Genomic DNA, 13909 nt, shown 5'->3' with positions numbered 1-13909 from the left:
ACGTACACCCGGCGATCTACGCGCGTAGGAGTTAGAGTGCGAAAATGACGAGCCAGACTGACCGGATGGGGCACACCCCGAGCCCGGACCAGATCCGCCGGGCACCCAAGGTTCTGCTGCACGACCACCTCGACGGCGGGCTGCGTCCCGGCACCGTCGTCGACCTCGCCCGCGACAGCGGCTACGACCAGCTCCCCGACACGGACCCCGGCAAGCTCGGCCTGTGGTTCCGCGAGGCCGCCGACTCCGGATCCCTGGAGCGGTATCTGGAGACCTTCTCGCACACCGTCGGCGTCATGCAGACCCGTGAGGCCCTGGTCCGGGTCGCCGCCGAGTGTGCCGAGGACCTCGCCGAGGACGGCGTCGTCTACGCCGAGGTGCGCTACGCCCCCGAACAGCATCTGGAGGGCGGCCTCACCCTCGAAGAGGTGGTCGAGGCCGTCAACGAGGGCTTCCGCGAAGGCGAGCGGATCGCTCGTGAAGGCGGCCACCGCATCCGCGTGGGTGCCCTGCTCACCGCCATGCGGCACGCGGCCCGCGCCCTGGAGATCGCCGAACTGGCCAACCGCTACCGGGACATGGGTGTCGTCGGCTTCGACATCGCGGGCGCCGAGGCCGGCTACCCGCCCACCCGGCACCTCGACGCGTTCGAGTACCTCAAGCGCGAGAACAACCACTTCACCATCCACGCCGGTGAGGCCTTCGGTCTGCCGTCCATCTGGCAGGCCCTGCAGTGGTGCGGCGCCGACCGGCTCGGGCACGGGGTGCGGATCATCGACGACATCGAGGTCGCCGAGGACGGCAGTGTGAAGCTCGGCCGGCTCGCCTCCTACGTCCGGGACAAGCGCATCCCGCTGGAGCTGTGCCCCAGCTCCAACCTCCAGACCGGCGCGGCCTCCTCGTACGCCGACCACCCCATCGGTCTGCTGCGAAGGCTGTACTTCCGGGCCACGGTGAACACCGACAACCGGCTGATGTCGCACACCAGCATGAGCCGGGAATTCGAGCATCTTGTCGAGGCGTTCGGTTATACGTTCGACGACATGCAGTGGTTCTCAGTCAATGCTATGAAGTCAGCATTCATTCCTTTCGATGAACGACTGGCCATGATCAATGACGTGATCAAGCCCGGCTATGCCGAGCTGAAGTCCGAATGGCTGTTCCAGCAGACCGCTTCCACCAGGGATTCCGCGGGTTCTCAGGGCTGAGCGGGACAGCGGGATGCGGGCGGCCATTCACAATCCGTCCGCATCTCGATGTTTGCGGAGGGTGCTCCGGCGTGTCTACGTTCTTGAACCGCTCCTCTCCTGAGCCGTCAATTCCCGTTATCCCATTTCAAGCCAGTCAAGGACGCAATTCACCATGAAGCAGTCTGCTGCCAAGACCCTCGGTGTCGCCGCTCTCGGTGCCGCCTTCGCCGCCGCCGGTGCGGGTGCCGCCGAGGCCGCTCCGGCCGCCCTCCCCGACGCCGCCCAGACGCTGGACACGGTCGCGATGACGCTGCCGGCGGAGAACCTCAACCAGGCGGTGCCCGGTTCCGCCGAGGCGCTGGCCCAGGGGCAGACGGCGCTCGGCGCGGGCCTGCGGGCGGCCCAGCCGGCCGCTGAGTCGGTGCTCGCCAAGGGTCCCAGCGGACCGGCCGCCGGCCTGCTCGGCGGACTGCCGGTGCAGGGCCTGCCCACCCACGGCACCCCGGTGAACGGCATCCCGCTGGGCTGAGCCACCGGCTGTGGACGTGCCGATGGGGCGCACCTGGGAAGGGTTGCGCCCCATCGGCGTGTGGCCCCTGAGGGAGGGCAGATCAGGTGGCTGTCACCAGGCCGTGCGGGCGGCCTTGCCGTCCGTCGGCAGCAGGATCCACAGCGCTATGTAGAGCAGGAACTGGGGGCCGGGCAGCAGGCAGGAGACAAGGAAGATCACTCGCATCGTGGTCGCGGAGGTGCCGAAGCGCCGTGCCAGCGCTGCACACACTCCGCCGATCATCCGACCACTGGTGGGGCGGGCAAGGCGGCTCATCGGGACTCCTTCGTCTCTGCGGCTCGTTCGCGGTGCGTCTTTCCGGGGCTTCTTCCGGCCCCGTCTGACAACAACGCTACGGCGACGAAGGGGGCAAAGCGTCGCTCCACGGGGCGATCCCGACCCTGGGAATCGTCGGGGTCCGACCCTGAGAGGTGTCCTCCCTCGGCGGCGCCGGCAGCGGCGTCCGGCGCCGGTCCTGTGCCCTGCGGCGCAGCCAGTGGCGGCCGGCCGGGACGAGGGCGGCATGGGTGAGGGCGACCCCCGTGGTGTTCAGCAGCAAGGAGTCGACGTCCACGATCTGCCCGGGCACGCCGGTCTGGAGCAGCTCTATGCCGAGCGAGATCAGCGCCCCGGCGGTGACCGTGCGGACCAGGGAGCCGAGCGGCGGGACCCGCAGTCTGCCACCGGCCAGCGGCAGCAGCACGCCCAGCGGCGCGAGGAGCCCGAGGCCGCCCCCGATACCGCGCGCCGCCTCCGGCCAGCCCAGCGCGAGGTCGGCGCGGATACCGGCAAGCGGACGCAGGTTGGCGGGCAACACCCAGGGCACGTCCAGCGGACGCAGCGTGTACCAGGCGACGAGGGCGAGGTACGCGGCGAGGAGGACACCCCCCGTCACGCGCATGTGGATCGCGGCGCTGCCGCCCCTGGAGCCTTGACGCTGCACGCCCCCCAAGACGCGGGCTTCGGCACGATCGGTTCCGGGCCGGGACCCCCTACCCCGGTGAGGCCTGCGCCACACCCCCCGCCGGCCGCCCGTGGAACGGCCGTCGGCCGCTCCGCCGAACCGGCCGTCAGCCGCCCCTGACCTCGGCCGACGGCGGCTCCACCGCGCCCGGACGGGCGCGGACGTCGTCCGTGCACTCGTAGCGGCGGGGCGGCGCGGTTCCGGGGCCGCCGAGGATCACCGAGCCGTCCCCCTCGGCCGCCGCCGAGTCGGAGAACGTACAGACGATCTGGGCGAGGGCGTAGGAGGTCAGCGATTCGGGGGCGGTCGTCAGCCGCAGGGTGTCCTCCGGGTCCCGCGGCCCGGGCCCGCTCACCGTCGTACCCGCGCGTACATCCGTGGAGTACCCGGCCTGCTTCTCGGCCGCCGAGGGCGTTCCGGCGAGCTCGTCCAGCAGGCCCTGCGCCACCAGCACCCGGCGCTCGGCGTCCTCCGCGCCCTCGGGCACCCGCACGGCCCGGTCGACGGTGACCAGCGACGAACCGCAGAGCAGGAACACCTGCACCGGCATCCCCGCCGCGGACTGCGTGGTGACCGGGGACCCGGCAAGGGAGCAGTGCGCCCGCGAGGGCGCCGGGCCGAAGTCCGTCGGCACCTCGGTGGCCCGGATGCCGCAGCCGGCGAGCAGCGCGGCGAACACCGGCACCACCAGGAGACGAGCGTTCCGCACGCGTCGGCCCTTCCTCACGTGTCTTCCTTCTCCGAGCCCTGCTCCTGTGCCGCCCGGACCACGTCCGACGCGTCCCGCGGCAGCCGCAGCGTGAACACCGCGCCGCCTTCGGGGGAGTTGGTGGCGGTGATGTCGCCGCCGTGGATGTGGGCGTTCTCCAGGGCGATGGACAGGCCGAGGCCGCTTCCCTCGGAGCGCGGCCGGGAGGCGCTGGCCTTGTAGAAGCGGTCGAACACGTGCGGCAGGACGTCCTCGGGAATGCCGGGGCCGTGGTCCCGCACCTGGATGACGACTTCGCTGTCCTCCTCGCGCACGGCCACCCGCACCGGCGAACCGCCGTGCTTGAGGGCGTTGCCGATGAGGTTGGCGAGTATGACGTCCAGGCGGCGGGGGTCGAGGCGGGCGTGGATGCCGCGCGCCGCGTCCAGCTCGACCGCGTCCAGCCAGGCGCGGGCGTCGATGCAGGCGGTGATCTGGTCGGCGACGTCGACGTCGTCGAGGACCAGCCGGGCGGTGCCCGCGTCGAAGCGGGTGACCTCCATCAGGTTCTCGACCAGGTCGTTCAGCCGCCGCGTCTCGCTCACGACCAGCCGTACCGCGGGCTCGATCATCGGGTCGAGGCCGCCGCTCTCGGAGTCCAGCTCCTCCTCCAGCACCTCCGTCACGGCCGTGATCGCGGTGAGCGGTGTGCGCAGCTCGTGGCTCATGTCCGCGACGAACCGCCGGGACGCCTCGTCCCGCGCGGCCATGTCCGCGACGCGCTTCTCCAGCGCCTCCGCGGTCCTGTTGAACGTCCGTGACAGATCGGCCAGTTCATCGGTGCCGGACTCCCTGAGCCGGGTGTCCAGCTTGCCCTCCCCGAGCCGCCGCGCGGCGACACCGAGCCGGTGCACGGGCTTCAGCACCGTCGTGGCGGCGGCCTGCGCGAGCAGCGCCGAGCCGATCAGCGCGAGGCCGGTGGCGATACCGAGCGACCAGGCCAGCGAGTTGAGGTCCTTGGCCTCCGGCTCCAGCGACTTGACCATGTAGCCGGTCGGCCCACCGCCGATCACCCGTGTGCCGGCCACCAGGTACGGCGTGCCGCCGTCGACGATCCGCTGCCAGTACAGGTGGTACGGGGATCTGTTGTTGGAGGTGAGCGGCTGCTCCTTGTTCACGGCCGCCCGCAGCGACTTCGGTACGTCGGTCAGCGCGAAGCCGTCGTTCAGGCCGCCGGAACTGCCGTGGACCGCCTTGCCCGACGCGTCCTCGGCGACCAGGAGCACACTGAAACGCTGGCTGCTGCCGGCCATCTGACCGGCGGTGCGCTGGAGTTCGTCCTGGGTGGGGTGGGCGGGCAGGGCGCCGGCGCGGTTCTGCATCTCCTGCTCGAAGTCGCGCAGCACCGCGTCCTGGGCGCGGGTCAGCACGGCCTCGCGGTTGAGCCAGTACGCGATCCCGGACGCGGACACCGCGGCGGTCAGCGCCACCAGCCCGAACACGACGACCAGCCGCAGCCGCAGACTGGTGAAGCGCAGCGTCGACAGAGCTCCCTTGCGTGCCGCGGCCCAGCCGCGGAGACCCTCTTGCGCGTCGGTCACTGAGGCGGATCCAGCCGGTAACCGACACCGCGCACGGTACGGATCAGGGTCGGGGACGACGGCACGTCCTCGACCTTCGCGCGCAGCCGCTGGACACACGCGTCCACCAGCCGGGAGTCACCGAGGTAGTCGTGTTCCCACACCAGCCGCAGCAACTGCTGCCGGGACAGCGCCTGACCGGGCCGCCGGCTCAGCTCGAGCAGCAGCCGCAGCTCGGTCGGGGTGAGCTGGAGGTCCTCGCCGTTCTTCGTCACGGTCATCGCCGCGCGGTCGATGACGAGGCTGCCGAAGGCCGCCGCGTCGTTCGCCTCCCGCTCGCCGCGCCGCAGCACGGCCCGGATGCGTGCGTCCAGCACGCGGCCCTGTACCGGTTTGACGACATAGTCGTCGGCACCGGACTCCAGCCCGACCACCACGTCGATGTCGTCGTTGCGGGCGGTCAGCAGGATGATCGGCAGCTGGTCGGTGCGCCGGATGCGCCGGCACACCTCGAACCCGTCGATACCGGGCAGCATCACATCCAGCACGATCAGATCCGGCCGCTGCTCGCGCAGCAGCTTCAGACCGTCCTCACCGCTGGCAGCGGTCGCCACGCGGTGTCCCTGGCGCGTCAGTGAGAGCTCCAGGGCCGTGCGGATGGCGTCGTCGTCCTCGATCAGCAACAGGGAAGGCACGGGCTCATTCTGGCCCATGGTGGGCCGGCGTTTCGACACTCGGGCGGCTGCGTAGCCGTACCGCTCTTCTGCGTGACCGTGGCCGCGGTGTTCCGCGAAGGACGTACGGACCCGCCCCTGTGACACGTCTGTGACAGTCGGCGGACACACCGATGAAGTCGGCTCGGCAAGCTTTTCGGCACAGGCAAGGAAGCAGGAACGAGCAGGGCCGAACACCGGTAAGTCCACGACGGGGGGCGCGAGATGAACACGCTGCACGGCACCAGCACCAGCGCAGTGGTCACGCGTCTGCACGACGTGCACGCGGGCCGGGGTTCCGAGAAGTCCGGCGTTGTGAGCGGGCGGGGGTGCGCTCGCGGCGCCGGGCGTCAGCACACCGCCTACATGACGGTGGTTGACGGTTTCACGGGGGAAACGCACGGGGGAGCCGCGTACGGGGAGGAACCGGGGGAGCGTCGCTCACTGACGGAGGCGGAGTTCACCGCCTACGTACAGGAACGCCGCGCCTCCCTGTACGCAACCGCCTACCACCTCACCGGTGACCGCTTCGAGGCCGAGGACCTGCTGCAGAGCGCGCTGTTCTCGACGTACCGGGCGTGGGACCGGATCAGTGACAAGGCGGCGGTCGGCGGCTATCTGCGCCGGACCATGACCAACCTGCACATCAGCGCCTGGCGGCGCCGTAAACTCAACGAGTACCCGACCGAGGAGCTGCCGGAGACGGCCGGCGACACGGACGCGATGCGTGGCACCGAACTGCGCGCGGTCCTGTGGCAGGCGCTGGCCCGGCTGCCCGAACTCCAGCGCACCATGCTGGTCCTGCGCTACTACGAGGGCCGCACCGACCCGGAGATCGCGGAGATACTCGACATCAGTGTCGGCACGGTGAAGTCGAGCATCTGGCGCTCCCTGCGCCGGCTGCGCGAGGACGAGGTCCTGAGCTTCGGCCGTGACGAGCAGCACGCCTTCGGGGAGCTTGTCGCCTGAAGGTTCGGCCCCAGGGGGAGTACGGGGGAATACGGGGCCGGGGGGAACGGGGGAAGCACGACGGGGGAGCACGGGGGAGCGGGGCTGGAGGGCCGGGGGGTCCGTCCAGTCCCGCCTTCGTGTGTGCTACGCGGCCGTACGTGCCGTCGTGCAGCGTCCCGCCGCCGCGGCGGCCAGGCGGCCCATCGCCTCGTCCCGGTCGCAGGCGAACGCGCCGAGCGCGGTCTGGCGGGCGACGATGGAACGCTCTGCGCGCATCAGACGCCAGCCGCGGCGCAGCAGGAACGGCACCGACTTGCGGCCTTCCTTCAGATCGCGCACGAAGCGACGGCGGAAGGTGCGCACCGGGCCGCGGCTCAGGCACAGCGCGTCGGCCAGCAGACCCAGCTCACGGCAGCGGGTGACGATCTCGGCGGCGAAGATGCCCTCCGCGATGAACAGCGGGGTCCGCCCGATGTCGAGCGTCTCGGCGCCGGTGCGGGCGCTGAGCGAGATGTCGTAGACGGGGAGGTCCGTGCGGCCCGCGCGGCACAGGTCCTCGATGGCGGCGACGGCAGCGTCCGCGTCCCACGAGGCCGGGTGGTCCCAGTCGATGTCGGAGCTGCCGTCGACCAGCGGCAACGTCGGGTCGGTGCCTTCCTTGTAGAAGTCGTCGAGCCGCAGGACCGGCAGGCCGGAGCGGGCGGAGAGCAGGGACTTGCCGGAGCCGGACGGGCCGCACAGCAGCACGACCCGGGTGGGTATGGGCGGATGGGAACCCAATGTGTTGTCCTCCGGCGGTCTCGGGGCCGCGCGGGCGAGGCTTCCGTCCGCGCGCATCCCGTCATTATCCCTGCCGCCGCCCGGCCCGGGAGCCCGCCGTCAGGACGCGACCGGAGCTCAGCGGGCCGGGCGGTTCGTGCCGTACGCGCGGACGGCGGTCGCCGAGTCCTGCCCGGGGCTTCGTAGGATTCGGGGCGGTCGGCCGGCGTGCGCGCCCGCGTTCCCCGGCCGGTCTTCCCGACGTACGACGAGGAGTGGCCGCACCGTGGATACCGATCGTCTCGCCCGGCAACTGTCCGCCGTGGCCGGCCCCGCCCATGTGCTGACCGACCCCGCGCTGTGCGCCTCGTACGAGACCGACTTCACCGGCCGCTACCGTGGCCGGGCCCGGCTGGTGGTGCGGCCCGCGGACACCGCCCAGGTGGCCGAGGTGCTGCGGCTGTGCCGTGCGGCCGGGGTGCCGGTCGTGCCGCAGGGCGGCAACACGGGCCTGGTCGGCGCGTCGGTGCCCACGCCGGACGGCGACGAGGTCGTGCTGTCGCTGCGGCGGCTGGACGGCGTCGGGGAGGTCGACCCGGCCGTGGGGCAGGTGACCGTGGGCGCCGGTGTGGTGCTGTCCGGCCTGCACCGCCATGTCGCCTCGTACGGGCTCCAGTTCGGCGTCGACCTGGCCGCCCGGGACTCCGCGACCCTGGGCGGCATGATCGCGACCAACGCGGGTGGTGAGCGGGTCGTGCGGTACGGCACCACGCGGGCCAACGTGACCGGGCTGGAGGCCGTGCTGGCCGACGGGACCGTACTGGACCGGCTGGCCGGGCTGCCCAAGGACAACACCGGGTACGACCTGACCAACCTGCTGATCGGCAGCGAGGGGACGCTGGCGGTCGTGACGCGGGCCCGGTTGCGTCTGGTGCCGCTGCTGCCGGAGCGGGTGACCGTCCTGGTGGGGCTCGGCTCCCTGGAGGCGGCGCTCGGCCTGGTGGCTCGGCTGCGGGTGCTGGACTCGCTGGAGCTGGCCGAGTTCTTCATGGCCGAGGGGCTGGCGCTGGTGCTGCGCACGAGCGGGCTGCCCGCTCCGTTCCGGACGTCGTATCCGGTGTATCTGCTGGTGGAGTGCGCGGGCAGGCGGGATCCGGCCGAGGAACTGGCCGAGGTGCTCCACGCGGCGGAGCAGGCGGGAGAGCTGGGGGAGACGGCGGTGGCGTCGGCGGACGCGGACCGGCGGCGGCTGGCCGCCTACCGGGAACGGCACACCGAGTCGGTCAACGCGGTGGGCGTTCCGCTGAAGCTGGACGTGACGGTCCCGCACGGAGAACTGGCGGGCTTCGTCGCGGACCTGCCCGGCGTGCTGGCGGGGCGCGGGCGGCCGTATCTCTTCGGGCATCTGGCCGAGGGCAACCTGCACGTCAATCTGCTGGAGGTGGCGGCGGAGGACGAGGACGCGGTCACCGGCGCGGTGCTGGAGCGGGTCGCGGCCGTGGGCGGGAGCATCAGCGCGGAACACGGAGTGGGCCGGGCCAAGGCCCGCCATCTGCACCTGAGCCGGTCGGAGGCGGAGATCGCGGTGATGCGGTCGGTGAAGGCGGCGCTGGATCCGGGCGGGGTGCTCAATCCCGGGGCGGTACTGCCGGGGGAGGGGACGGGAGGGATGCCCGGCCCGGGTCGCTGATTGAAGCCCACGCCCCCTCTCAACTACCCTGAGTGCTGACCTGATTACTCAGCGCATTCACAAGGTGGCATCAGCGATGGCCCGACATGACTCCTCCCTCCAGCCCACCCGGCGTGCCCTCGCCGTGCTCGCAACGGCGGGAGCGGCCCTGAGCGCGTCCGTCGTGCCGGCCGCCGCGGACACCGAGTCGTTCCTGGGCATGGTCCACACCCGGCCGACCTCCCTCGGCAACATCGACCCGGAGGCGGGGACGGCGGCCCTCACCGGTTCCGTCCGCTACGTCGCGGGCCCTGTCGCCGGCCTCAAGCCGAACCCCCTCGCGGGCACGGGCGTGGACCCGCTCGACAACGGCGTCGGCACCCAGCTCGCCGACTTCAAGCCCCTGACGTCCCAGGCGGTCACGCGCCCGGTGGCGCAGGCGGAGTCGATCGGCAGCGTGCCCGGGGTGGGGACGGTGACGGGCTTGCTGATCTGAGCCCTCGTTCGGGTCCCGCCGAGTGCGGCCGAGGCTCCGGACGGCTGAGGGCCGCGCTTCCCGATGGGGGGGCGCGGCTCTGGTCTTTCACCCACGGGCAGGTGCGCAGGAGGTGCGCACGGGGTGCGGATGTGGGGCGGATGCCATACGGACAGCGCCGCGCAGCTCGCAGGTCGGCAACCAGCTCAGGGTGCGGGAGTGCCGTCCTTCTCCGCCCCCGCGCCCGTCGCCGCAGGCTCCCGCTCCTCGTGCCGCGCGTCCTCCTCGGGCTCCCATCGAAGCAGGTCTCCCGGCTGGCACTCCAGCACCTCGCACAGTGCGGCGAGCGTCGAGAACCGTACGGCCTTCGCGCGACCGTTCTTGAGTACCGCCAGGTTGGCGGGCGTGATCCCGACGCGTTCGGCGAGTTCGCCCACGGACAGCTTCCGCCTGGCCAGCATCACGTCGATGTCGACGGCGATCGGCATCAGATCACCCCCTGCAACTCGGCCTCCAGCCGTGCCGCCTCCACGTCGCGCGCGACGGCCTGCGCGAGCAGCATCCGCAGTACCAGCACGATGAGGGCGACGCCCAGCGCGGCCACGACCACGCCGCCGATCAGCAGAACGACACCCGGTGCGACGGCCTCGCCCGGCGCGAGCATGTACCCGAACGCGCTCAGGAGGACGGCGGCCGCGGCGATCGCCCAGAGCACGACGTCGACGTACCGGAAGGCGGCGTGCGAGAACACCGTGCCCCTGCGGACCATGGTCACCAATCGCCACACGCAGACGAGTACGACCTGGACGGTGACCACACCGAGCACCAGCACGACGAGGAACGCGGCCCGTGGATAGGCCAGTTCGGAGGCTCCTTCCTCCAGGTCTGCCCCGATCAACGGCACCATCACGGCCTGCACGAACACGGACCCGGCCAGCAGCACCACCAGCACGCCCCGCAGAGCGAGCGTCGTCATCTGTCCCATCGCCTCTCCCTCGATCGACCCACGATAGGAATCTATCGATAGTCGATAGATTGGGCAAGTGGCGTTCTCGAGGCCCCCGGCTCATCCCGCCTCCCGCATGCGCCCGCCACGGCCCCGTGTTCGGATACAGACGTGGAGAGCATCACCGGGCGGCTCCTGACCAGGTGCTTCGGCCGGCCCAGCGGCCCGCTCGGCCGGATCGGCGGCCGGCTCATGGCCCGGGGCAACGCGGCCGCCGAACGCCACGCCGTCGCTCTCGCCGCTCCCGCCGAACAGGACGTCGTCCTCGTCATCGGTCCCGGCCCCGGTGTCGGCCTCGGGGCCGCCGCGCAACGCTCGGCCCACGTCGTCGGCGTCGACCCCTCCGACGTCATGCTCGCCATGGCACGCCGTCGCTGCGCACCGCTGATCAGGCGAGGCCGCCTACGGCTCAGCCCCGGCACCGCCGCCCGTACCGGCCAGCCGGACGCCTCCGTGGACGTCGTGATCTCCGTCAACAACCTTCAGCTCTGGCCCGACGTGCCCGCCGCCCTCGCCGAGCTGCATCGCGTGCTGCGCCCCGGCGGCCGACTCCTGCTGTCCACCCACCACAAGTGGCTTCCCGCCGGCCTGCCCGCCCTCGCGGCCCTGGTCGGGGCAGCGGGCTTCGACTCCGTGCGCACCTGGACCTGGGACCCCCCGACCCGTATGGCGCCGACCGCGGCACAGCTGAGCGCGGTGCGCGCGGGGCGTCCGCCGCGGGGCGCGACGGAGTAGCCGGAGCCAAGGAGGCCGCAGGGGCTTGCGGCACGAGCCATGCGTGGCGGGGAGAACGGGCCGTCAGGGCGGTGCCGCCTACCGCCACCCCACGGTTCCGGCCCACACCCACAGCACCGCCGTCGTCCACGCCACCGCGAGCACGGCGGCCCACGGCCACAGCGGGCGGCCACGCTCCCGAGCCTCACTCGCCCCCGTCGGGCGCAGCCCCGGGTCGGCGTGCATCGCGGTGAGTTCGCCGGCCAGGGCGTCGTACGGATGCGGTCGGCCCCATCGGCGCTGCACACGGTCCCAGTACGGTGCCGACACCGACCAGCCACCGTCCCGCCAGCGCAGTTTCAGCTGGAAGGACTCGCGGTGGGCGGAGCGGGGGTCATCCCAGGGGATGTGGCGCGGTGCGCGCAGACCGTTCAGCCACAGCCCGTCGCGATCGGCGGTGAGGCGCCAGCGCGCCTTCACCACCAGGCGGCACACGCCGAGGACCCCGAGCAACTCGATGAGCACCGGCTCCCAGAGGCTTCCGTCCGCCTCGGTGAACCAGCCCCAGCACGCCCACAGCCCCCACTGCGCCAGGAACGCGCGGCCACCACGGCGCCTGCCACACGTGCGCCGCCCGCCTCCGCAGCGGCACCCATCTCGGCGGCAGGGCCCGCGTCCAGCGGCGGGCGTCCTCGGTGTTCCAGGAGCGGCAGCCCTCAGGTATCGAGGTCGTGGGCAGCGGCAGCCCGGGGGCAGGGATCGCAGGCATGACTTCCCGGTCGTCGGGCGGCCCTGACAGCCGGGTGCGGGGGCGCGGGCTGCATCGGCGGCGCAGGAGAATCGCGGAGCCGGGTCCGGCCCGGCGCCACCGCTATCCCAGTGCGAGCAGGATCGCCAGCAGCACCGCTCCGGCCACTGCCGGTGCCGCGATCTCGTACGCCCAGCGCACGGTCACCTCGCCCTGCGCCGTCTTCGCCTTCTCCCGGGCCTCCAGCGTCTGGCGCAGGTCGTGGATGATCTGGTCGCTCTCGGCGCGGACGGGGCCGTCGTGGACGCCGGCGTCCATGAGTCCGCCGGCGCCACGGAAGCGGGACCTGCCGCCCCCGGCGGACTGCGTGCGCCGCGCCTCCTTGCGTGCGGCCCGCTTACGGGCGCGCAGGGAGACGGGTATGGCCCAGAGCTGGTACTTGTCGCCGGCCTTGCTGACGACCTCGTTGGTGTACCCGGAGCGCAGGGAGGCGACCTCGCCCCAGGGCAGCACGATCACGCGGAACGGGTTGCGCACGCGCAGGCGGTCCTCCCCGGCGTACACGGCGGGCCGCACGGTGAAGGCGACGACCAGGGGCACCACGAGCAGGAGCGAGGCGAGTGCCAGCCACGGTGTGCTGCCTTCGCCCGCGACGATCGCGTCGATGCCGAGCCAGCCGGCGAGGGCGAGCAGCAGGACGCCGCCGACGAGACCCATGGGCGACCGGTAGATCCGGTCCCGGGTCGTGGGGCGCGAAGGCTGCGGCGCTGGTGACTGCTGGTCCGGGGTCGTCATGCCTCGATTCTGCCCGACGCCACCGACGGCGCCCATGCGCGGTGGGTCACCGCCGCCCGGCGGACCGGCACCGCGCCGACCGCCGGGAGGGCGTCTCCGCGAAGAACACGGGGGCTGTACAGCCGCTACGCGCGTAGATATGCTCGTCTGGTGACCATGCCCACCACTGCACACACGCTCACGGACGTGGCGGCCTCCGACGCGACGCTGCGCCGCTTCCTGCACGGGCTGCCCGGCGTCGACGCGGTCGGCCTGGAGGCGCGCGCCGCCTCCCTCGGCACCCGTTCCATCAAGACCACGGCGAAGGCGTACGCCATCGACCTCGCGATCTCGATGGTCGACCTGACGACGCTGGAAGGCGCGGACACCCCGGGCAAGGTCCGGGCGCTCGGCGCCAAGGCGGTCCATCCGGACCCGACGGATCGGGCGACTCCGGCCACCGCCGCGGTCTGCGTCTACCCCGACATGGTGGCCACCGCCAAGGAGGCCGTCGCCGGTTCCGCCGTCAAGGTCGCCTCCGTCGCCACCGCCTTCCCGGCCGGCCGCGCCCCGCTCTCCGTGAAGCTGGCGGACGTGCGTGAGGCGGTCGCCGCCGGTGCGGACGAGATCGACATGGTCATCGACCGCGGGGCCTTCCTGGCCGGCCGGTACATGAAGGTGTACGAGGAGATCGTCGCCGTGAAGGAGGCCTGCGGGGCGGCCCGCCTCAAGGTCATCTTCGAGACCGGTGAGCTGTCGACGTACGACAACATCCGCCGCGCCAGCTGGCTCGGCATGCTGGCCGGGGCCGACTTCATCAAGACCTCGACCGGCAAGGTGGCGGTGAACGCGACGCCCGCGAACACCCTTCTGATGCTGGAGGCGGTGCGGGACTTCCGCGCCCAGACCGGGGTCCAGGTCGGTGTGAAGCCGGCCGGCGGCATCCGCACCACCAAGGACGCCGTCAAGTTCCTCGTCCTGGTCAACGAGACCGCCGGTGCGGACTGGCTGGACAACCACTGGTTCCGCTTCGGCGCCTCCTCGCTGCTCAACGATCTGCTGATGCAGCGCCAGAAGCTGGCCACCGGCCGCTACTCCGGCCCCGACTACGTGACGGTGGACTGATCA

The 13909-nt window shown here is 72.1% G+C and carries 17 protein-coding genes; 7 read left to right on the top strand and 10 right to left on the bottom strand.

What is annotated here, in order from left to right; translation table 11 throughout:
* The first annotated feature begins 44 nt into the window (after positions 1-44).
* Both ACIHCM_RS15005 and ACIHCM_RS15000 read left to right on the top strand, forming a co-directional pair.
* Complete coding sequence (locus ACIHCM_RS15005; RefSeq protein ID WP_399894776.1) at positions 45-1208, top strand: adenosine deaminase; 1164 nt, start codon at positions 45-47, stop codon at positions 1206-1208.
* A gap of 154 nt (positions 1209-1362) precedes the next feature.
* The gene (locus ACIHCM_RS15000; protein WP_399894773.1) at positions 1363-1719 is read left to right on the top strand and encodes an ATP-binding protein; all 357 of its coding nucleotides are present in this window, start codon (positions 1363-1365) and stop codon (positions 1717-1719) included.
* A 93-nt stretch (positions 1720-1812) separates the two neighbouring features.
* On the opposite strand, the gene ACIHCM_RS14995 is transcribed toward ACIHCM_RS15000, so the two are convergent.
* The 5 genes from ACIHCM_RS14995 to afsQ1 form a co-directional block, all read right to left on the bottom strand.
* On the bottom strand, positions 1813-2016 hold the full coding sequence (locus ACIHCM_RS14995; RefSeq protein ID WP_399894770.1) for a PspC domain-containing protein: 204 nt from the start codon (positions 2014-2016) through the stop codon (positions 1813-1815).
* A 76-nt stretch (positions 2017-2092) separates the two neighbouring features.
* Positions 2093-2683, bottom strand: a complete 591-nt coding sequence (locus tag ACIHCM_RS14990) for a VanZ family protein (RefSeq protein ID WP_399894767.1) — start codon at positions 2681-2683, stop codon at positions 2093-2095.
* A 127-nt stretch (positions 2684-2810) separates the two neighbouring features.
* On the bottom strand, positions 2811-3413 hold the full coding sequence (locus tag ACIHCM_RS14985) for a hypothetical protein (protein ID WP_399894765.1): 603 nt from the start codon (positions 3411-3413) through the stop codon (positions 2811-2813).
* A 14-nt stretch (positions 3414-3427) separates the two neighbouring features.
* Complete coding sequence (locus ACIHCM_RS14980; RefSeq protein WP_399894763.1) at positions 3428-4993, bottom strand: ATP-binding protein; 1566 nt, start codon at positions 4991-4993, stop codon at positions 3428-3430.
* A complete protein-coding gene (gene afsQ1, locus ACIHCM_RS14975) occupies positions 4990-5667 on the bottom strand; it encodes a two-component system response regulator AfsQ1 (RefSeq protein ID WP_393106665.1) in 678 nt (225 codons plus the stop codon). The genes ACIHCM_RS14980 and afsQ1 overlap by 4 nt, the downstream gene beginning before the upstream one ends.
* Positions 5668-5910: 243 nt before the next feature.
* Between afsQ1 and ACIHCM_RS14970 the strand changes: the two genes are divergently transcribed.
* Positions 5911-6654 carry a SigE family RNA polymerase sigma factor gene (locus tag ACIHCM_RS14970; RefSeq protein WP_399894759.1) on the top strand — a complete coding sequence of 248 codons (744 nt, stop codon included), beginning with the start codon at positions 5911-5913 and terminating at the stop codon, positions 6652-6654.
* Between the two features lie 126 nt (positions 6655-6780).
* Here ACIHCM_RS14970 and ACIHCM_RS14965 read toward each other — a convergent pair whose 3' ends face one another.
* On the bottom strand, positions 6781-7473 hold the full coding sequence (locus tag ACIHCM_RS14965; RefSeq protein WP_399894756.1) for a uridine kinase: 693 nt from the start codon (positions 7471-7473) through the stop codon (positions 6781-6783).
* A gap of 208 nt (positions 7474-7681) precedes the next feature.
* Between ACIHCM_RS14965 and ACIHCM_RS14960 the strand changes: the two genes are divergently transcribed.
* Together ACIHCM_RS14960 and ACIHCM_RS14955 are read left to right on the top strand one after the other, a co-directional pair.
* Complete coding sequence (locus tag ACIHCM_RS14960) at positions 7682-9085, top strand: FAD-binding oxidoreductase (RefSeq protein ID WP_399894753.1); 1404 nt, start codon at positions 7682-7684, stop codon at positions 9083-9085.
* 76 nt (positions 9086-9161) lie between these two features.
* The gene (locus ACIHCM_RS14955; protein ID WP_399894750.1) at positions 9162-9560 is read left to right on the top strand and encodes a hypothetical protein; all 399 of its coding nucleotides are present in this window, start codon (positions 9162-9164) and stop codon (positions 9558-9560) included.
* 185 nt (positions 9561-9745) lie between these two features.
* Here ACIHCM_RS14955 and ACIHCM_RS14950 read toward each other — a convergent pair whose 3' ends face one another.
* Together ACIHCM_RS14950 and ACIHCM_RS14945 are read right to left on the bottom strand one after the other, a co-directional pair.
* Positions 9746-10027, bottom strand: coding sequence for a helix-turn-helix domain-containing protein (locus ACIHCM_RS14950; RefSeq protein ID WP_399894747.1), 282 nt, complete (start codon positions 10025-10027; stop codon positions 9746-9748).
* Positions 10027-10524: a DUF2975 domain-containing protein gene (locus ACIHCM_RS14945; RefSeq protein ID WP_399894744.1), complete on the bottom strand. Its 498-nt coding sequence runs from the start codon at positions 10522-10524 to the stop codon at positions 10027-10029. The genes ACIHCM_RS14950 and ACIHCM_RS14945 overlap by 1 nt, the downstream gene beginning before the upstream one ends.
* Before the next feature lie 132 nt (positions 10525-10656).
* On the opposite strand from ACIHCM_RS14945, the gene ACIHCM_RS14940 reads away from it, so the two are divergent.
* Entirely contained in the window at positions 10657-11280 is a 624-nt protein-coding gene (locus ACIHCM_RS14940; RefSeq protein WP_399894741.1) for a class I SAM-dependent methyltransferase, read from the top strand.
* A 78-nt stretch (positions 11281-11358) separates the two neighbouring features.
* Here ACIHCM_RS14940 and ACIHCM_RS14935 read toward each other — a convergent pair whose 3' ends face one another.
* On the bottom strand, positions 11359-11784 hold the full coding sequence (locus tag ACIHCM_RS14935; RefSeq protein ID WP_399894738.1) for a hypothetical protein: 426 nt from the start codon (positions 11782-11784) through the stop codon (positions 11359-11361).
* Positions 11785-12130: 346 nt separating this feature from the next.
* On the bottom strand, positions 12131-12802 hold the full coding sequence (locus ACIHCM_RS14930) for a PH domain-containing protein (protein WP_399894735.1): 672 nt from the start codon (positions 12800-12802) through the stop codon (positions 12131-12133).
* A 156-nt stretch (positions 12803-12958) separates the two neighbouring features.
* On the opposite strand from ACIHCM_RS14930, the gene deoC reads away from it, so the two are divergent.
* The gene (deoC, locus tag ACIHCM_RS14925) at positions 12959-13906 is read left to right on the top strand and encodes a deoxyribose-phosphate aldolase (protein WP_399894733.1); all 948 of its coding nucleotides are present in this window, start codon (positions 12959-12961) and stop codon (positions 13904-13906) included.
* Positions 13907-13909: the final 3 nt, after the last annotated feature.

The organism is Streptomyces sp. NPDC052023 (assembly GCF_044548465.1).
GTDB lineage: Bacteria > Actinomycetota > Actinomycetes > Streptomycetales > Streptomycetaceae > Streptomyces.
This window is presented reverse-complemented; position numbering and strand designations above follow the sequence as displayed.